This window comes from Synechococcus sp. WH 5701 (assembly GCF_000153045.1).
GTDB classification, from domain to species: Bacteria; Cyanobacteriota; Cyanobacteriia; order PCC-6307; family Cyanobiaceae; genus Regnicoccus_A; species Regnicoccus_A antarcticus.
In genome coordinates this window covers 1,103,387-1,118,618 of record NZ_CH724159.1, presented here as the reverse complement: position 1 = coordinate 1,118,618, position 15,232 = coordinate 1,103,387, and the positions used below count along the sequence as shown (strand labels likewise).

At 66.4% G+C, this 15,232-nt stretch carries 10 protein-coding genes; 3 read left to right on the top strand and 7 right to left on the bottom strand.

Going from position 1 to position 15,232, the window contains the following annotated elements:
• Nucleotides 1–13: 13 nt before the first annotated feature.
• The 6 genes from WH5701_RS06605 to WH5701_RS06580 are packed head-to-tail and all read right to left on the bottom strand — an operon-like array spanning nucleotide 14 to nucleotide 8,439.
• Nucleotides 14–301, bottom strand: a complete 288-nt coding sequence (locus WH5701_RS06605; protein WP_006171342.1) for a hypothetical protein — start codon at nucleotides 299–301, stop codon at nucleotides 14–16.
• A complete protein-coding gene (locus WH5701_RS06600) occupies nucleotides 301–1,767 on the bottom strand; it encodes an HlyD family efflux transporter periplasmic adaptor subunit (protein ID WP_083781842.1) in 1,467 nt (488 codons plus the stop codon). The genes WH5701_RS06605 and WH5701_RS06600 overlap by 1 nt, the downstream gene beginning before the upstream one ends.
• The gene (locus tag WH5701_RS06595; protein WP_006171340.1) at nucleotides 1,768–4,788 is read right to left on the bottom strand and encodes an ABC transporter transmembrane domain-containing protein; all 3,021 of its coding nucleotides are present in this window, start codon (nucleotides 4,786–4,788) and stop codon (nucleotides 1,768–1,770) included.
• Nucleotides 4,785–5,588, bottom strand: a complete 804-nt coding sequence (locus WH5701_RS15705; protein ID WP_006171339.1) for a peptidylprolyl isomerase — start codon at nucleotides 5,586–5,588, stop codon at nucleotides 4,785–4,787. The genes WH5701_RS06595 and WH5701_RS15705 overlap by 4 nt, the downstream gene beginning before the upstream one ends.
• Nucleotides 5,585–6,085 carry a glycosyltransferase family 4 protein gene (locus WH5701_RS06585; protein ID WP_006171338.1) on the bottom strand — a complete coding sequence of 167 codons (501 nt, stop codon included), beginning with the start codon at nucleotides 6,083–6,085 and terminating at the stop codon, nucleotides 5,585–5,587. The genes WH5701_RS15705 and WH5701_RS06585 overlap by 4 nt, the downstream gene beginning before the upstream one ends.
• A complete protein-coding gene (locus WH5701_RS06580; RefSeq protein WP_006171337.1) occupies nucleotides 6,082–8,439 on the bottom strand; it encodes a glycosyltransferase family 2 protein in 2,358 nt (785 codons plus the stop codon). Before WH5701_RS06580 ends, WH5701_RS06585 begins: the two co-directional genes overlap by 4 nt.
• Nucleotides 8,440–8,577: 138 nt before the next feature.
• Between WH5701_RS06580 and WH5701_RS06575 the strand changes: the two genes are divergently transcribed.
• Nucleotides 8,578–10,419, top strand: coding sequence for a hypothetical protein (locus tag WH5701_RS06575; protein ID WP_006171336.1), 1,842 nt, complete (start codon nucleotides 8,578–8,580; stop codon nucleotides 10,417–10,419).
• 89 nt (nucleotides 10,420–10,508) lie between these two features.
• Nucleotides 10,509–11,753, top strand: a complete 1,245-nt coding sequence (locus WH5701_RS06570; protein WP_006171335.1) for a hypothetical protein — start codon at nucleotides 10,509–10,511, stop codon at nucleotides 11,751–11,753.
• Here WH5701_RS06570 and WH5701_RS06565 read toward each other — a convergent pair.
• The gene (locus WH5701_RS06565) at nucleotides 11,734–13,137 is read right to left on the bottom strand and encodes a WcbI family polysaccharide biosynthesis putative acetyltransferase (protein ID WP_198005147.1); all 1,404 of its coding nucleotides are present in this window, start codon (nucleotides 13,135–13,137) and stop codon (nucleotides 11,734–11,736) included. The genes WH5701_RS06570 and WH5701_RS06565 overlap by 20 nt on opposite strands.
• 88 nt (nucleotides 13,138–13,225) lie before the next feature.
• On the opposite strand from WH5701_RS06565, the gene WH5701_RS06560 reads away from it, so the two are divergent.
• Nucleotides 13,226–15,166: a hypothetical protein gene (locus tag WH5701_RS06560; RefSeq protein WP_037979719.1), complete on the top strand. Its 1,941-nt coding sequence runs from the start codon at nucleotides 13,226–13,228 to the stop codon at nucleotides 15,164–15,166.
• Nucleotides 15,167–15,232 lie beyond the last annotated feature (66 nt).

The window sequence follows — 15,232 nt, the reverse complement described above, 5'->3', positions numbered from 1 at the left end:
TGAGCTGGGTCGGTCAACGGTGGAATTCGCTCCACACCAGCCAGTAGGCGAGGTAGCCGATCGCTGGTGCCAGGATCAGGGGGAGAAGGCCGATCATGCCCAGGCTGGCTCCTCCCCAGAGCACCAGTCCAAAGCAAATGGCCAGGTAGAGCAGCACGGCCATGAGAATGCGCGTGGAGCGGCGCAGCAGCAGAGAGCGGCTGCGCAGGACGAAGCGGCGCAGCAGGATCTGATGGCGCTGGGCAGGCGGCACGTACCGTGACCAGTCGGCCTGGCGACGTTGCCGATCCGGTGGTGCCATCAATTCAGGCGCTCCAGGCTGCGGCGTTTGTCGTTGAGGAAGGAGGCGATCACGCTGAGGAAGGTCCGCTCCCGCAGCTGGACATCGGCCACCAGGGACATGCCGGGCTTGAGGGGAACATCGCGGCTGCCGACCCTGAGGGATTGGCGCTCGAGCTGGAGGATGGCCGGAAAGAAGAGCCCTTGGGTGTTGGATTGCAGGGTCTGGGCCATCTCTTCGGTGGTGAGCGCATCGGAGCCGATGCTCAACACCTTGGCCGGGATGCGCCCGTAGTCGTTGGAGGGGTAGGTGTCGAGGGAGATGTCGGCACGCTGGCCGGGCCGCAGGTAACCGATGGCGGTGTTGGGAATGAAGACCTTGGCTTCGAGGGCATCGGCCGGCACCACTTTCAGCAGGGGGGTGGTGGTGTTGACCACGGAGCCCGGGGCTACATCGATGTCGAACACCGCGCCATCACTGGGGGCGGTGAGCACGCTGTACTGGAGCTGCACGCGGGCGACATCGATCTGTTGGGTCAGGTCGGCGATCTGGCGCAGGTTGGCTTCCACCTGGCTGCGTAAGTCGGCCCCAGGGGAGGCCACGGAGTTCGCCACACCAGCCCTGAGCTTGGCCGAGGTTTCCAGCTCAACGGCCAGGCTGGCGTTGAGGTCGTTCACCCTGCTGCGGGCTTCGAGGAGCTGGAGTTCACTGACGGCACCCGAACGGGCGAGAGAGTCGAACCGTCCCAGGATGTTCTCGGCCGTGGCGAGGCTGGTGCGCAGGCCGTCGATGCGGGCCTGGTTAGCCCTCAGCTCCTGTTCGGCGATCTGGCGGCGGGAGCTGAGATCAACGCTGCGGTTCTCGAGCTGGAGCTGCTGGTTGGCGGTGAGGCCCGTAGCGGGCCGATCGCCGAGGGAGGCCGCCAGGATCTGGTTTTCGTTGCGCAGGCGGGTGCGGATGGCCTCGGCTGCCGCCAGCTTGCTGGTGACTTCCCGCAGATCAAAGCGCACCAGACTCTGCCCTTTGCGCACAGTCTCCCCTTCCTTGACCAGCAGGGCATCGATCACGCCAGGCACTGGAGCCTGGACCAGTTTGACCTTGCTGCCGGGCTGCAATTTGCCCTGAACGGCCACCGCCACGCTGAGGGGGGCCACGGCCGCCCAGACCACGACGATCCCGATGGAGCTCACCAGGGTCCAGGCGATCAGGCCGCTGGCACGGTGGCTGCGGCCGAGCATGACCGGCTGGTTGAACTCCCAGTCGGCGGCCTTGGGGGCGAGGGTGCCGGGGTCGGGCCCTCCGCCGTTGGCCGTTAGGGCTCCATTGGTGGGCAGGAAGGGATTGGTCTCGGCAGCCTCACCCACCAGATCCACCCGCACGGGAATCACCTCATGCTTCGACTCGGCACGGCGCCGGGGTGAGCGCAGGCGAGAGAGCACCTTGTCGTAGAACTCAACCAACGAAAATGACGACTTTGGTGTTGACATTCACATGCCTCCTTCTTGAACCTGGCTCTCATACAGGGCGTAATACCAGCCTTTGCGTTGGAGCAGCTCACGGTGTGTGCCGGCTTCCATGATGGCGCCACGATCCATCAGCACGATCACATCCGCCGTTTGAACGGTGGTGAGGCGATGGGTGATGAAAAAGACCGTTCGACCGCGGAAGGCCTCGAAGAGATTGATGCAGACCTGGCGTTCGGTGCGGGCATCCAGGGCGCTGGTGGCTTCATCAAGGATCAGCAGGCGTGGGTTCTGCAACACGGCCCTGGCCAGGGCGATGCGCTGGCGCTGACCACCGGAGAGACCGGCGCCGCGCTCGCCCACGTCGGAGTTGTAACCCTTGGGCAGACCCATGATGAACTCGTGGGCGCAGGCGATCCGGCAGGCACGGATCAATTCATCGGCGCTGGCATCGGGTTTGACCAGCAGAAGATTCTGGCGGATGGTGCCATCGAAGAGGATGCTGTCCTGGGGCACGACGCCGATCTGACGGCGCAGGGAATAGAGCTCAACCTTGTTGATGTCGAGGCCGTCGATCAGCACCTTGCCTTCTAGGGGGCGGTAGAAGCGGGGCAGCATTTTGAGCACCGTGCTCTTGCCGCTGCCGGACCCACCCACCATGCCCACGAAGGAGCCCACCGGCACCTCGAGATTCACGCCGCGGAGAATCAACGGACCCTCCTCGCTGAATCGGAAGGTGAGGTCGATGAATTCCACCTTGCCGATCACGGGCGGCATCGGAATGTTCTGGGATTCCTCCACGGTCTGCTCCGTGGTGCGATCGACTACATCGGCCACGAGCTTGATCGAGGCGGTGCCCTGCTGGAACTCCTGCCAGGTCTGGGTGAGTTTCACCAGGGGGCCGGTGATGAAGCTGCTGAGAATGCGGAAGGCGAGGAAGCCACCGAAGGTGAGTTCGTTGCGCATGATCAGGAAGATGCCCACACCGGTGATCAGCAGACTGTTGAGATCATTGATGAAGCCGGCCAGGTTGCTGATCGATTCACTGGTGATCTTGAGCTTGAAATCCTCACCGATGAAGCGGGCGTAGCGGTTCTGGAATTCCCAGCGGGTCTTGAGCTCGGCGTTCTGGGACTTGATCGTTTGAATGCCAGCGATCGATTCGTTCAGGTAGGAATAGGTGTTGATCGATTCGCTGATCTTGCGCTTGATCTGGGTGCGCACCAGCGGATTGCTCACGAAGGCCAGAGCCAGCATCAGCGGCAGGGTGGAGAGGGCCGCGAGGGTGAGCGGGGGGCTGATGGCGAAGAGGATGAAGAGGTAGAAGAAGCTGAAGGCCAGATCCACCATGGTGGTGAGGCTGGAGCCGAGCAGGAAATCGCGCAGGCGATCGAGTTCACCGAAGTAGAACATGATCTGGCCCACCGGGCGGCTGTCGAAGAAGCCCTGGGGCAGGCGCACCAGCTGGTCGAGGATGGTGGCCTTGGTGGCCTGGTCCACCCGGTTGGCGGTGTCGGTGAAGATGTAGCTGCGCAGGGTCTTGAGCACGGCATTCACCAGTGCCACCACCAGCAGCACGGAGGTGATGCTGATCAGGGCATTGAGGTTCTGCTGGCGGGCCACCTGATCGATCAGAGCCTGGAGGCCGAGTGGATTGGCCACCTGGAGCAGGTTGATCACGAAGGAGAGCACCAGCACCTCGATCAACTGGCGCTTGTGGTCTTGGATGAAGGGAGTGAACCAGCTCCAGCTGAAGCGCTGCTCCTTGGCATCGGGTTTGCGTTGCAGCAGCAGCAGTTCGATCAGGCCGTCGCCATCGCCGCTGAGCTGGGAGGGAGGCAGCAGCACCGGCCCGAGTTCGGGCTCGAGCAGGCGCAGGCGCCCGTCGGGTTCCACACCTTCGAGGATGGCGAAATGGCCCTGGGCGAAGAACACCGCCGGCGTGGCAGTGCGCTGCAGGCGGTCGGCCGGCAGCTTGGTGAGCACCACCCGCAGGCCGAGGGTGTCGAGAATCTGGCCGAGGTTGATCAGGTTGAGGTGCCCCTGGCGCTGGAGGATGCTCTCCACCTGATCGCGCAGGGAATCGCGATTCACCGGCACCCCGAAGTAGTTGCCCAGGGCCATGGCGATGGCCAGCGGCACATCCCCCGGGCCGCTGGCCCGCCTCAGGCGCAGTTCAGCGCCCCGGCCCTCGGCGCGGGGCGAGGGTTCGGGCGGGGAGATGGCATAGCTCTCTGCGGAAGGAGTACTGGGAGCTGGAGCCGGCCTGGTGGCTGCCGCACCGATGTTCAGCAGGTTGTCGGCGGGAGTGGTGGCTGGGGTGGCGACCGGCGGCTGGACTGGGGGTTGCTCCTGTTGGGGGAGGGGCAGACCCACCAGCCGCAGCCAGGCGGCACCGGGCCGGGCTGGTGGGGCCTGGCTGGCCAGCGACCAGGGTTGGCCGAGGGGGCCGCCGCTGCTGGTGAACCAGCGGCAGTCGGCGTTGAGGGAGAGGGTCTGGGCCGTGCCAGGCGGCAGGCTCTCGACCCGGGCCTGCTGACGAATGGCAGGCCAGGCCTGCAGCACGGGCAGCCAGGCCTGATCCTGCTGGGCCAGGCTGCTGAGCAGCAGATGGAGCTCGGTGGCGGGCAGGTTGCCCTGGAACCAGAGGCGGAGCTCGTGGTGGCTGGCGAGCAGATCTTGGAACACCGCCGCCGGCAGCAGCAGCAGCTCCACCTCGGAGGAGGCGCGGATCTGCTCGAAGGGTTCACTGCGCAGGATCGAGCACCAGCCCGCGATGGCTCCGGCTTCGAGGCGGTCGATGGTGCGCCACTCGCCGCTGTCGGGGTCGGGAGCGAGGCAGCGCAGGCTGCCGCTGCGCAGCAGGAGCACGCCTTCGGGCATTACATCGGCCCGCAGGATGATCTGCCCGAGGCGATAGCGGCGCGGCTCGAGCTTGAGCTCCAGGGCCGCCGCCGCCTCGAGCGGCAGGCGATCGAATGGATGAAAGCTGCGCAGCAACTGGCCCGGCTGGGGGGGAGGCGTGGTGGAGACGGAGGAGGTCATGGGGTGGTGCTGCTGAGTTCGCTCGCTGGGGGCATGGCCATGGGCTCCTCGCCCGCCATCAGCAGGATCACCTGCTCGTTGAACCAGATCCCGAAGAGTTCATCGACCATCAGCTGGCGCATGCGCTCATCGAGCTCGGCCGGGAAGCGCTGCTCGAGGCGCACCACCACCCAGACGTTTTCGATCTCGAAGGGTGCCCAGATCTGGCCTGGGCTGCCCACCCGTAACTTCTCAATGAGCAGGGGATGGCCGGCGGTGGCCGAGATCGGGCCGATCAGACCGCGGGTCACGGTTTCGTTGCCTTCGGAGTAGGTCTCCGCCAGGGTGGCGAAGTCTTGCTCACCCTCGAGCACCTGGTGATAGAGCTCATCGGCCAGATCACGGTCGGAGACGCGCAGGAGGGAATAGGTGAGCTGATCGAGATCCAGTTTGCGATCGAGGAAGCGAATTTCGGCTTCGGCTCCATAACGCTGGAGGCTGTATCTGCGGACCCGCTCGCCTTTGGTGGCGAAGTAGCGGAGGTCGTCGGGGCTCCAGCCCTTGCCCTTCAGCCACACCTGAAGTTCCGCTTCACTACCGACGCCCTCCTGCTGGAGGTAGAGCCCGATCAGGTCGGCTTCTTCGCTGGGTTTGAGGCGAATGGTGTTGGCGACCCGATCCAGCAGGAAACCCTGGGCCAGGGCGAGGGCCACCCCCTGCTGACAGAGCAGGCGATTGGTTTCGTCCACGGACAGCAGAGGGTGGCCGGGACAGATGGCGATGACGGGCTGGGGCCGAACCCCCGACAGGGACTGGGTCATGGGGTGAGAGAGCGCATGGGCAGGTGGAGCTGGGCGAGGGCGTCAGCCATCAACTCGAGGCCCCGCTGGCGGGAGTAGTGGCTGCGGGCGTGCTCGAGGGCGGCCTGGCTGCAGCGGGTCCAGAGCTGGTCGTCGTGGATGAGATTGGCGATGGCCTGCTCCCACTCGGAGGATTGGCGGGCGATGAAGACCTCACCGCCATGGCGCAGTCCGGTAGCTTCCGCGGCCACGGGACTGAGCACCTGGGGAATGCCATGGGCGAGGGCAGCGATCACCTTGCCCTTGATGCCCGCGCCGGCCCGCAGGGGGGCGATGAAGACGCGATGGCGTTCGTAGACCACGGCGGCATCGGTGACCCAGCCGTGGACCCGCAGTCCGGGGGTCTGCTGCCAGGCCTGGTGCTGCTCGGCGGAGAGGCCGCTGCCGTAGAGGTGCAGTTCGAGGTCGGGGAGGCGCTGGCGCAGGCCCGGCCACACCTGCTCCAGGAAGGCTGTCACCCCGTCGCGGTTGGGGGGGTGCTGGTAGTTGCCGAGAAAGGCGATGCCGTTGCGGTCAGAGGGGTGGTGGGCTCGCCCACCACCTCCACCACCCAGGGGCAGCGGGCCGTGGCCGCCTGGCCGAGGCATTCCGCCTCGATCACCGCCTGCTCGATCTCGCTGTAGGAGAGCGTGAGATCGACGGCCCGGATGGCTTCGAGTTCCTGGCGGCGGGTTTCCTGCACGGCCTCAAGCAGGGCTTTGGTGGCCTCGGGTTCGTGGTTGGCGGCCCTGGCCTGGCGCAGCTCGCGCAGGTAGTGGAGATCGGCGTTGCAGAAGATCAGCCGGGCCTGGGGGGCATAGAGATGGAGCAGGTGCAGGCTGTCGCGGACGGTGGTGTAGCGGGTGATGTAGATGAAATCGAACTCGCCGCCCCGCTCCTGCATGAACTGCTCGAGGGAGAGGGTGAAGGGGGCGTGCAGCACCTCGATGCCCTGGCGCTGGAGGGCCTCGGTGTAGGACCCGAGCCAGGCGAGGTTGGTGGGCAGGAACGACACCTTGTAGCCGAGGGCCTGCACCAGCTCCATCTCCACCAGGGCGGCATGGCTGCCGGCATCGCGGTCGGGGCGCGGGGTGCCGTGGTCGAGGAAGAGGGCGCGGCCGAGGATGCCGCGGTCTTTGATCAGCTCGGCGGCCTCGAAGCTCGGCTGGCGCTCGCCTTCGAAGGCGTCGGCCCATTTGCGCTGGAACTGGGGGCCATGCAGGGTCTGGAAACGCTTGAGACCTTCACTGGTGCTGGGATCCGCATCGGTGCCGCAGCTGAGCCCTTCGTGGTGGATCACCCGGGAGAGGGCGGCGTAGCGCACGCAGAGACCGGCCTGGCGCACCTTGAAGGCCAGGTCGGTGTCTTCGTAGTAAGCGGGAGAGAATTCAGGGCTGAAGCCACCGAGCTGGTTCCAGAGCTGGCGGCGGATGGCCAGGGCGGCCCCGCTGACGTAATCCACCTGGCGGGTGTAACCCACCCCGGGATGGTGGGGATTGCGGCCCCGCCCGTAATTCCAGGGCTCACCGTTGCCCCAGACGATGCCGCCCGCCTCCTGGAGGCGACCATCGGGATAGATCAGCTGGGAGCCGGTCATGCCGGTGTCGGACCAGCGCTGGAACGGTTCGAGCAGCTCCTCCAGCCAGCGGCAGCAGGGTTCGGTGTCGTTGTTGAGCAGAACGATGAAGTCGCCGCGGGAGGCGGCCACGCCGCTGTGGCAGGCCTGGTTGAAGCCGCGGGAATAGTCGTGGCGGATCACCTGAACGCCCGGGGCCTCTTCGGCCAGGGCCGAGGCGGTGCCGTCGCTGGAGCCGTCATCGACGACGATCAGCTCGTAGGGAATCCGGGTGGGGGCGTAGGCGAGGGCCGCCAGGCAGCGTCTGGTGACGGCGTACTTGTTGTGGACGGGCACCACCACCGAGACGAGGGGCTCGGCGCTGAGGTTGAGCTGGATCGGCAGGCGCGGGGTGGGCGCACCATCGGGTCCGGCCTCCTGGCCGGGAGCGGAGTTGTGGGGTGGATCGATCGGGCTGCTGAGCAGACGCTGCAGCAGGGGAAGATTGGGAGGCAGGGGGATGCCGTCGGCATCGGCCCACTGCAGCCAGGTGGTGAGGCTGCGGTGGTGCTCGCGGGCCAGGGGGCTGAGCTGATCGGGGAAGGGGGCGGGGCTGTGCTCCTGCAGGGCCGACCAGGGGGTGAGCTGGAAGGGGGTGAACTCGATGCGCTCGCAGACGAGCTCGCCATCGGCGTTGTGCAGGGCGATGTGGTGATGGCGCCCGTCGCAGCCGGCGGGGGGAATGGGCAGGCGGAACTGGCCGTCGGCGCCCGGGCTGACGGGATCGAGAACCTGGCCATCGAGACGCAGCTCGTGCTCGGCGGCCGGGGGAGCCCAGCCACTGAGGAACGGGCCCTGGACCGGATCCAGGCGGGGCTGGCTGGACTGGTGGCTGCGGCAGAGCCGCTCCAACCTTTGGTAGGTGCTCGGATCGAGGCGGAGTGGGCTGCCGGGCAATTCCACAGCGGGCTCCACGTCGACCAGGGCGCGCAACACCAGGCCGGTGCTGAGGGGAGGCAGGCTGGTGCTGGCCTTGCCGGGAAAGAGAAAGCCGCAAGGGCTGGCGATGCCCAGGTCTTGAAGGTCGGGCCGGGGCTGGCTGGCACGGAGCACGGCGATGGACCAGGCCATGCCGGGATTGAGCAGATCTTCGAGCTGAAGCCTGACGCGCAGGGGTTGCTGATCGCTCTCGCTGTTGTGCAGGGGGCAGACCCAGCCGGAGAGTGCACCTGATTCCAGAAACGATTCAAAGGCGCCGACATAGGCACCCCTGGTCAAGTCTTGAAGTGTCGAGGGTAACGGAATCGGCACAACGGTGCTGGATAGGGGGACGGATGGGTTCAACCGAGGACTATCCGTTTCACAAAGGCTGGCAGGGGCTTAGACCATGCCTGGTTGTCAGTGGAGAGTCAAGGTTTGTCAGCGACAACAGCCCCGACGGAGAGTTCCCCCAGCACCGGGGATCGCCTGGAGTACTGCCGCCAGGCCTGCTTTGAGGCCCTGGAGCGCGGGGACTGGCTCATGGCGGTTCAGCAACAGGCTCAACTGAGACAGATGGTGGAGGATGTGGTCAGCTTCCGAAGTGATCTTTCCAACGAACTCTGGAGTTTGTATGCCGGTGTGATGAACACCACACTGGCGCGTCTCCACCCGGTATTGATCACGACAGCGGAGCCGGCACTCCAGGCTTTGCCGCGGGCGGAGATCTGCTGGCAGTTGCTTCAGCTTCTGGGGGAGCATCGGGCGCTGCCGGTGGTGGCCCCCGAGTGGCTGGCGGTGCTGGAGCAACAGCTGGTGCAGGACGGGGCCCAGTACTGGCTGGAGCTGGTGGACGAGCGGGCCGAAGCCGCGGGCCGAGCCCTGGCCCTCTATGAGCGGCTGGCGGCTCTGCATGATCCCTGCCCCGACTGGGTCCGTCTGCGCTGCGAGCAGCTGAGAGCGATCAAGCCTGCCGAACAGGCGCCGCTGCCGGATCCCCTCCCTGTGGAGCCCCCCTCGATCGCCGAGCAGGTGCACGGCTGGCTCGACTGCCATGGCGGTGAGCAGGGGGTGATGCGCCTCGGGCTGATCTTCGTGCCCGACCAGTCGCCGGTGAGCCGCGATCCCCGCCGCCTTGACCTCAACCTGGCGCCGCTGTTGCGGACGGATGAGGATCCGGAGACGGCCATGGCCGCCTTCCTGGAACCCCTGCAAGAGCTTGAGCACGGAACTCCCCTGGAGGTGCGCGAGCCCTGCAGCCATCTCTACGAATCCCTGGGGTACCTGTGGCGCCTGGGCCAGGACCTCGATCTGGAGCAGTACGCGCTGCTCAACAAGGCGGCTGCCAGCTGGAGCCGGATGACCGGGCCAGGCTGCCTGGGCGGCAAGCTGCTGCCCTCGAGCTTGCCAGCTCTGAAGCTGGCCCAGCAACCGCTGCTGGTGCAGCTGGATGCCACGGAGCTGGCGTTGATGCAGAGCGTGGTGTACGACCCGGCCTCTCTGGAGCCGGCGCTGGCGGTGCTGCGCCGGGAGCATCTCAACGAGGCCTTCTGGCGCGAGCAGAGCCCCGACTGGTGGTTCCGCCCCACCCAGGCGGTGGAAAGCCTGCGCCGCTTCCAACGCGACCAGGGGTTCTATGCCGGCAGCGCCGCTCCGATGGAGAGCCTGGAGTGCTGGAGCCGTGGAGCCCTGGCCTGCCTCAGCGAGGGAACGCTCTGGAGCGAGACCCCGGGGTGGCCCAGCGATCCCAGTGCCGGCTGGTTCATGCTGCCGATTTCCCAAGCGATCACCCGGGCCGGCGGCCGGGTGCCCGAGCTGTTCCGAGGGCCGGATCCGCTGGAGTTCTATCCCCTGATGGCCGGCCAGGAAGTGGTGTATGTGGGCCCGCTGGCGGAGGCGGTGGAGCGGCACCACCACAGCGGCAGCAGCTTCCAGCTGTTCCACGACCGGCACATCGACCCCTTCGGCCTGCGCTGCCTGCCGATGCCACGGTCGCTGCATCCGCAGCGGCCGCACGGCAGCTTCGAGGAAAGCCTGGAGGTGATGCTGGAGGAGGTGGAGCGGCTGCACCAGAAGCGCCCGTTCGCGCTGGTGCTGGTGGCCGCCGGCGCCTACCGCCTGCCCCTGTGCCAGGAGATCCGCCGCCGTTATGGGGTCACCTGCCTGGCGCTGGGCGCGCAGGTGCACCAGTTGTTCGGTGTGGAGCGTGCCGGCGAGCCCTCCTGGCGGGCTCTGCAGCGGCGGCCTGAGCACTGGCGTTCGATCGATCCGAGCGGTTAAGTTTGAAGCCTAATCGAATCGGTCGTTTGTCTTCGGAACCTTCATCTTCTGAACCTTTATCTTCGGAACTTTCGTCCACGCAGTTGTCCGTGGAGCCGACGGAAGGGATGCTGTGTTCGGTGGTGGTGCAATTCTTCGAAGACTTCGACTTCATTGAAGAGGTGCTGCGTCAGTTCAGCTGGGTGGATGAAATTCTGATCAACGACGGGCCTTTTGCCTATGCGGTTGAGCTGTTGGGCCCGGTGATCGGCCGTGATCTGGGCGAGCCTTCAAGGCGTGCCCGGGATGTCTTCAGCCGCCTGTCGGCTGAGATGGGGGTTCCGATTCACTATTTTTATCATCAGTTCGAGGATGAACGGGAGAAGCGGCTGTTCGGCTATGGCAAGGCCCGGGGTGAGGTTGTGTTGTCGGTGGATGCGGATGAGCTGCTGCTGCTCAACCGCGAGATGGTGGAAGCCTTCGCAGCATCCAGCGCCCTCGCCGCCTCGTTCAACTGCTACAACTTCACCTATCTGAATCTGCTGCTGATCAGCCATCCGGGGGCGGCGCTGTCTTCGCCGAAGCCCTTCGCCTTCCGCAGGGAAGCGATCAGCCCTGAGGAGCACATCAACTATCTCTGGCTGGTGGGTGTGGAGCAGCAGGCGGCCTCGGCGGAGCATTTCCTGGCCGGCACGCTCTGCGATGGCATTCACCTCACCACGATTCGCAGCTCCTATGGGGCCAGCATCAAGTATGGATTTTATAACTGCCTCTATTTCAAAACGGCGGGGAAGCCGCTTGAGGGGGTGTATGCCGAGGCGCTGAACTTCTTCCGGCAGTCGTTGTATCCAATCGAGCTGCGCACGGAGGTGCTGGCTCGGGCGATGCCGGATGCGATCGGCTTCCCGATGGGCCATGTGCTGCACCGGCCGCAACCCGGTGAGCTGCCGGCCGCCGTGGCCAGCCGCCAGGAGGACCTGAGCCGAGCGTTCAACCGCAACAGGGTGAAGCGGCGGATCAGCGGCAGCCTGCTGCCCTCGGTTCCCACCTATCTGCTCTGTGAACCCGGCACGGACCTTCAGGTGGCCCTCTCGGTTTCGGGCAGTGCGCGGCTGAAGGTGGTGCCGCTGCGGTTGGATGCTGCTCCGTTCAGCCTGGAGCAGGGGGCTGCGGAGCACACCTGGGTGGGTGAGGCGCTGACGGTGAAGGAGCTGAACCTCGAGGCCCCTGACGAGGAGCCGAGCGGTGATGTGGTCGCTTACCTGTTGGAGCTCACCCTCTGGATCGCACCCGAGGAGAAGGAGCGGTTTCGTGCCTCCTCACTGGCCCCCACTTTCAGTCTGAGTGTGAGCTGAGATCGAGAAGGTCAGAGGCCAGCTGGAATTTGGCGAGGGTCCGGTTGTCGTGCGTGATCCAGGGGTGGCGGTTGTAGAAATCAATGGAGTCGTGGAGCTGATCCCGGAGGCTCCAGGGATAGGTCCACTCCCGGCGTCCACCTTCCGCGGCCCAGGGGCCGAGCTCCAACGCCTGCCACACCCATGGGAACACTCCGTGGTGGTGCTGGCCGAGGTATTCGAAGTCCCCCAGGCTGGGGGTGGAAGGGGGCTGTTCCGGCTGGATCCAGGCCAGCACGGCCGCCAGCAGCTGCTCCAGCAGACGGTTGCTGGGGTGATTGAAGGTGTGAAACAGGGGTTCGCTGCGCCAGTGCTGCTCGATCCAGGGGGAGAGGGCCAGGCCGCACTCCGCCTCACGCTGACGCAGCTGGTCGAGGGACGCGGCATGCCACTGGCGCAGCCGCTCGGCCATGGATGGCCGAAGCCGCAGCTCCAGCAACTGGGTGGCGTCGAGGCCCCGGTGGGCGGCGGCCATCGCCAGGAAATCGTGATAGTCGCCCAGGGGCGATTCGGCGGCGAGGCCAGCCAGGCGGGCGGGGTCGAGGTTGGCGTAGCCGATCAGGGGGTGATAGCCCTCGTAGTGCAGGTTGGGGAGCACCAGCTGGCGCCCCTTGGGGGGGAGCCTGGCCCGCAGGGTGGGGCCATCGAGGCCGATGTCATCGCGGTAGCCCGGGAGGATCCGGTGCATCACCAGCAGATCGGTGTCGCCCAGCACCTGGTGCAGCTGGGCCACATCGGCGGGTGTGGCCATGTGCACCGGGGTGCAGAAGTGGATGGCGTGGTGGGGCAGGGCCTCCTGGAGGCCCAGAAAGAGGGGATGGGTCTGGCAATTGCCCACCACAGCGATCTGGAGCCGGCTGCTCGGGGCCGGCGGCGGAGGCGGTGCGAGGCGCTCCAGCGACTGGCGCATCACCGGCAACCAATAGGGGGGCTCGCCGTGGAGGGTGGTGAGGCGATCGAGCAGGGCGATTCCCAGCTGGCGCCGCTGCTCATGCCGCTCCGGGTCGAGCCCGCAGGACCCGGCGCTGAGCTGGTCATGAATCCAGATGGCCCCGTAGCGGCAGAATTGCTCGTCGTGGACGGCCACCCAGTCAGGCTGATCGGGGACTTGCTCCTGGAGGTGGCGGTAGAGCTTCTCGCCGGTCAGGGCCAGCTCGATGGCGGCGTCGGGGTCGGTGCCATGAATCTCGAGCATGCGGCGGTGACAGGCCACGCCCAGATCAAGGATCAGCTGCTGTTCGGCGGCCTCAATGGGGGTCTGACGTCCCTTCAGGTTCTGCCAGACCGCACTGGCGGCCACCTCGATCCCCTCTTGCATCAAGCGGCGTCCCGGATGAAGTCTCATGCTTCAACTCGATGAGAATCTTACAAATCCGCTGGGGCGGCGGCCCCGGGGGGGGAACTGAAAAAGCGCAGAATGGTGATGTGTCCCGATGACGGCAGAGTTGGGCGACCCAGCCAGGGGCGTTGAGCAGGACAACTGGGACCTGACCTTCGAGCGCTTCGCGGTGGAGCGCCTGGAGGGAGGCAGCGACACGGCTGAGCGGCTGGCTCTGGCGATCGCCCAGCTGCACGGGGCGGTGGTGGAGCCGCCCGAGCCGGTACTGCCCCCGTTGCGGCGGGCCGAGCTGTGCTGGCGTGCCCACCGGCTGCTGCTGGATTGGCGCGAGCGGAACCTTTCCTTTCCCGACTGGCTGGACGTGCTGGAGCAGCAGCTGGTGCTCAGCGGTGCCCAGCTCTGGAGGGAGAGGGTGGGCCTGGAGGAGGAGGCCGGGGCCCGGGCCCTGGAGTTGTTCGAGCGCCTGGGGGTGCTGTTCGATCCCTGTCCGGCCTGGATCCGACTGGCCTGCCTGGAGCTGCGGCAACTCAGTTCGGAGCAGCTGTGTCAGGAGCTGGAAACCGCGTTGGAGGATGAGGAGGGCGACCAGGTTCTGCTGGAGAAATTGGCGCTCTGTTGCGATCGCTGTTGCCGCGAGGCGCTTGAACGTGGCGACTGGGGGCTGGCCATGGAGCGACAGACGGTGGCCGAGCGGACCCTGCATCGCCTCGATGAGGGCCACCCCCACGGATCGCAGGCGCGCTGGGAGGGGTACGCGGCGTTGGTGATCGCGATCGTGGACCGGCTGAAGCCGGTGCTGATCGGCGAGGCCGGCCACTCCCTCCCGGACGCCGTGCGGGCGCGGCTGTACGACCGAGTGGAGCGGATGTTGAAGCGGTACCACGCCCTGCCGATCGAGCCGCCGGAGTGGCTGGCGGTGGTGGAGCTGCAGCTGCTGCAGGAGGGTGCGCAGCTGTGGTGCGCTCAGGCGGGTCACATCCCTGGGGCGAGCGAGCGTGCGCTGGCTCTGTTCCAGCAGCTGGCGGAGCAGCTGCATCACTGTCCACCTTGGGTGATTCAGGAGCTGGCCTGGCTGGGGGTGCAGCTCACGCCTGGCGTCCCCAAACTTGGCCTGATCGCTCGGGAGCAGCAGCCGCCCGTGGTGTTGCGCGAGGGCTGGCTGGAGCTGAACCTCTTGGGTTGGCTGGATGATCAGCAGGCGGAGGAGATGGAGCCGCTCGTCGCTGGGTTCATTGCAGGCGTTGAGCTGGCCTGCGAGCTTCGCCCTGGCGGAATGACGTCTGAGCCCGAGATGGCCTTGGCAGGAGCCATGCGCTCGCTGAGCAGGTTGTGGGAGAAGGAACAAACCCTGCCGAATGAGCAGCTGGAGCGGCTGAGGCAGGCCGGCCAGGCATGGCGCACCCAATGGGCCGAACGGGGCAGGCAGACCTGGAGCGAGCTGCCAGAGCTGCAACCAGAGGGAATGACCTTTCTGATCAGCCTGGAGGCGGCTGAACTGCTGGCGGTGCAGCAAACGATCTGGCCCGCCCATGGACAGCCGGTTGACCCCCAGCGCCAGGCTTGGGCCGAGGCCGTGCTGGGGCCGCTTACGGTGGCAGCTCTCTGGGGTGAAGCGGTGCTTTGGGCCCCCGACGAGGAGGCGGGGTGGGTGGCGCTGCCGCTGTTGCAGGCCCTGAGCGAGGGGGCCTGTCGCGGACCGGATCTGGTGCAGCCGCCATCGACGCAGCAGCTCAGGCAGGTGTTGGGCGGCCAACAGGTGGTGCTGGTGGCACCAGGTGCGGCGGCACTGTCGGCAAAGTTGAGCCAAGAGGGCCTCAGGGGGGTGGATCCTCCTGAATCGCTGGGGGTTCAGGCTTCACTGGCCGCTCTGGTGGAGACGCTCATCGGCCTGCACGCCGTCAATCCCATCGACTGGCTTGTGGCCGATTGTGGTGTGCTGAGGTTGCCGTTGCTGCTGGAGCTGCATCGGCGCAAGGGGGTCAAGGGAATGGCGATCGACCAAACTGCTGCCTTGTTCGACAACGGGGTCGTGTGAGCGTCCTCGCATGTGCGGCGGTACCACGGGAGTCACCAGCCCAGAAGGCAGCCCAGGATACATTCA

Excerpts from the sequence above, each read along its gene's own strand:
- WH5701_RS06605 (WP_006171342.1), bottom strand. The coding sequence starts at position 301 with ATGGCACCACCGGATCGGCAACGTCGCCAGGCCGACTGGTCACGGTAC.
- WH5701_RS06600 (WP_083781842.1), bottom strand. The coding sequence starts at position 1,767 with ATGTCAACACCAAAGTCGTCATTTTCGTTGGTTGAGTTCTACGACAAG.
- WH5701_RS06595 (WP_006171340.1), bottom strand. The coding sequence starts at position 4,788 with ATGACCTCCTCCGTCTCCACCACGCCTCCCCCCCAGCCGGGCCAGTTG.
- WH5701_RS15705 (WP_006171339.1), bottom strand. The coding sequence starts at position 5,588 with ATGACCCAGTCCCTGTCGGGGGTTCGGCCCCAGCCCGTCATCGCCATC.
- WH5701_RS06565 (WP_198005147.1), bottom strand. The coding sequence starts at position 13,137 with ATGAGACTTCATCCGGGACGCCGCTTGATGCAAGAGGGGATCGAGGTG.
- WH5701_RS06560 (WP_037979719.1), top strand. The coding sequence starts at position 13,226 with ATGACGGCAGAGTTGGGCGACCCAGCCAGGGGCGTTGAGCAGGACAAC.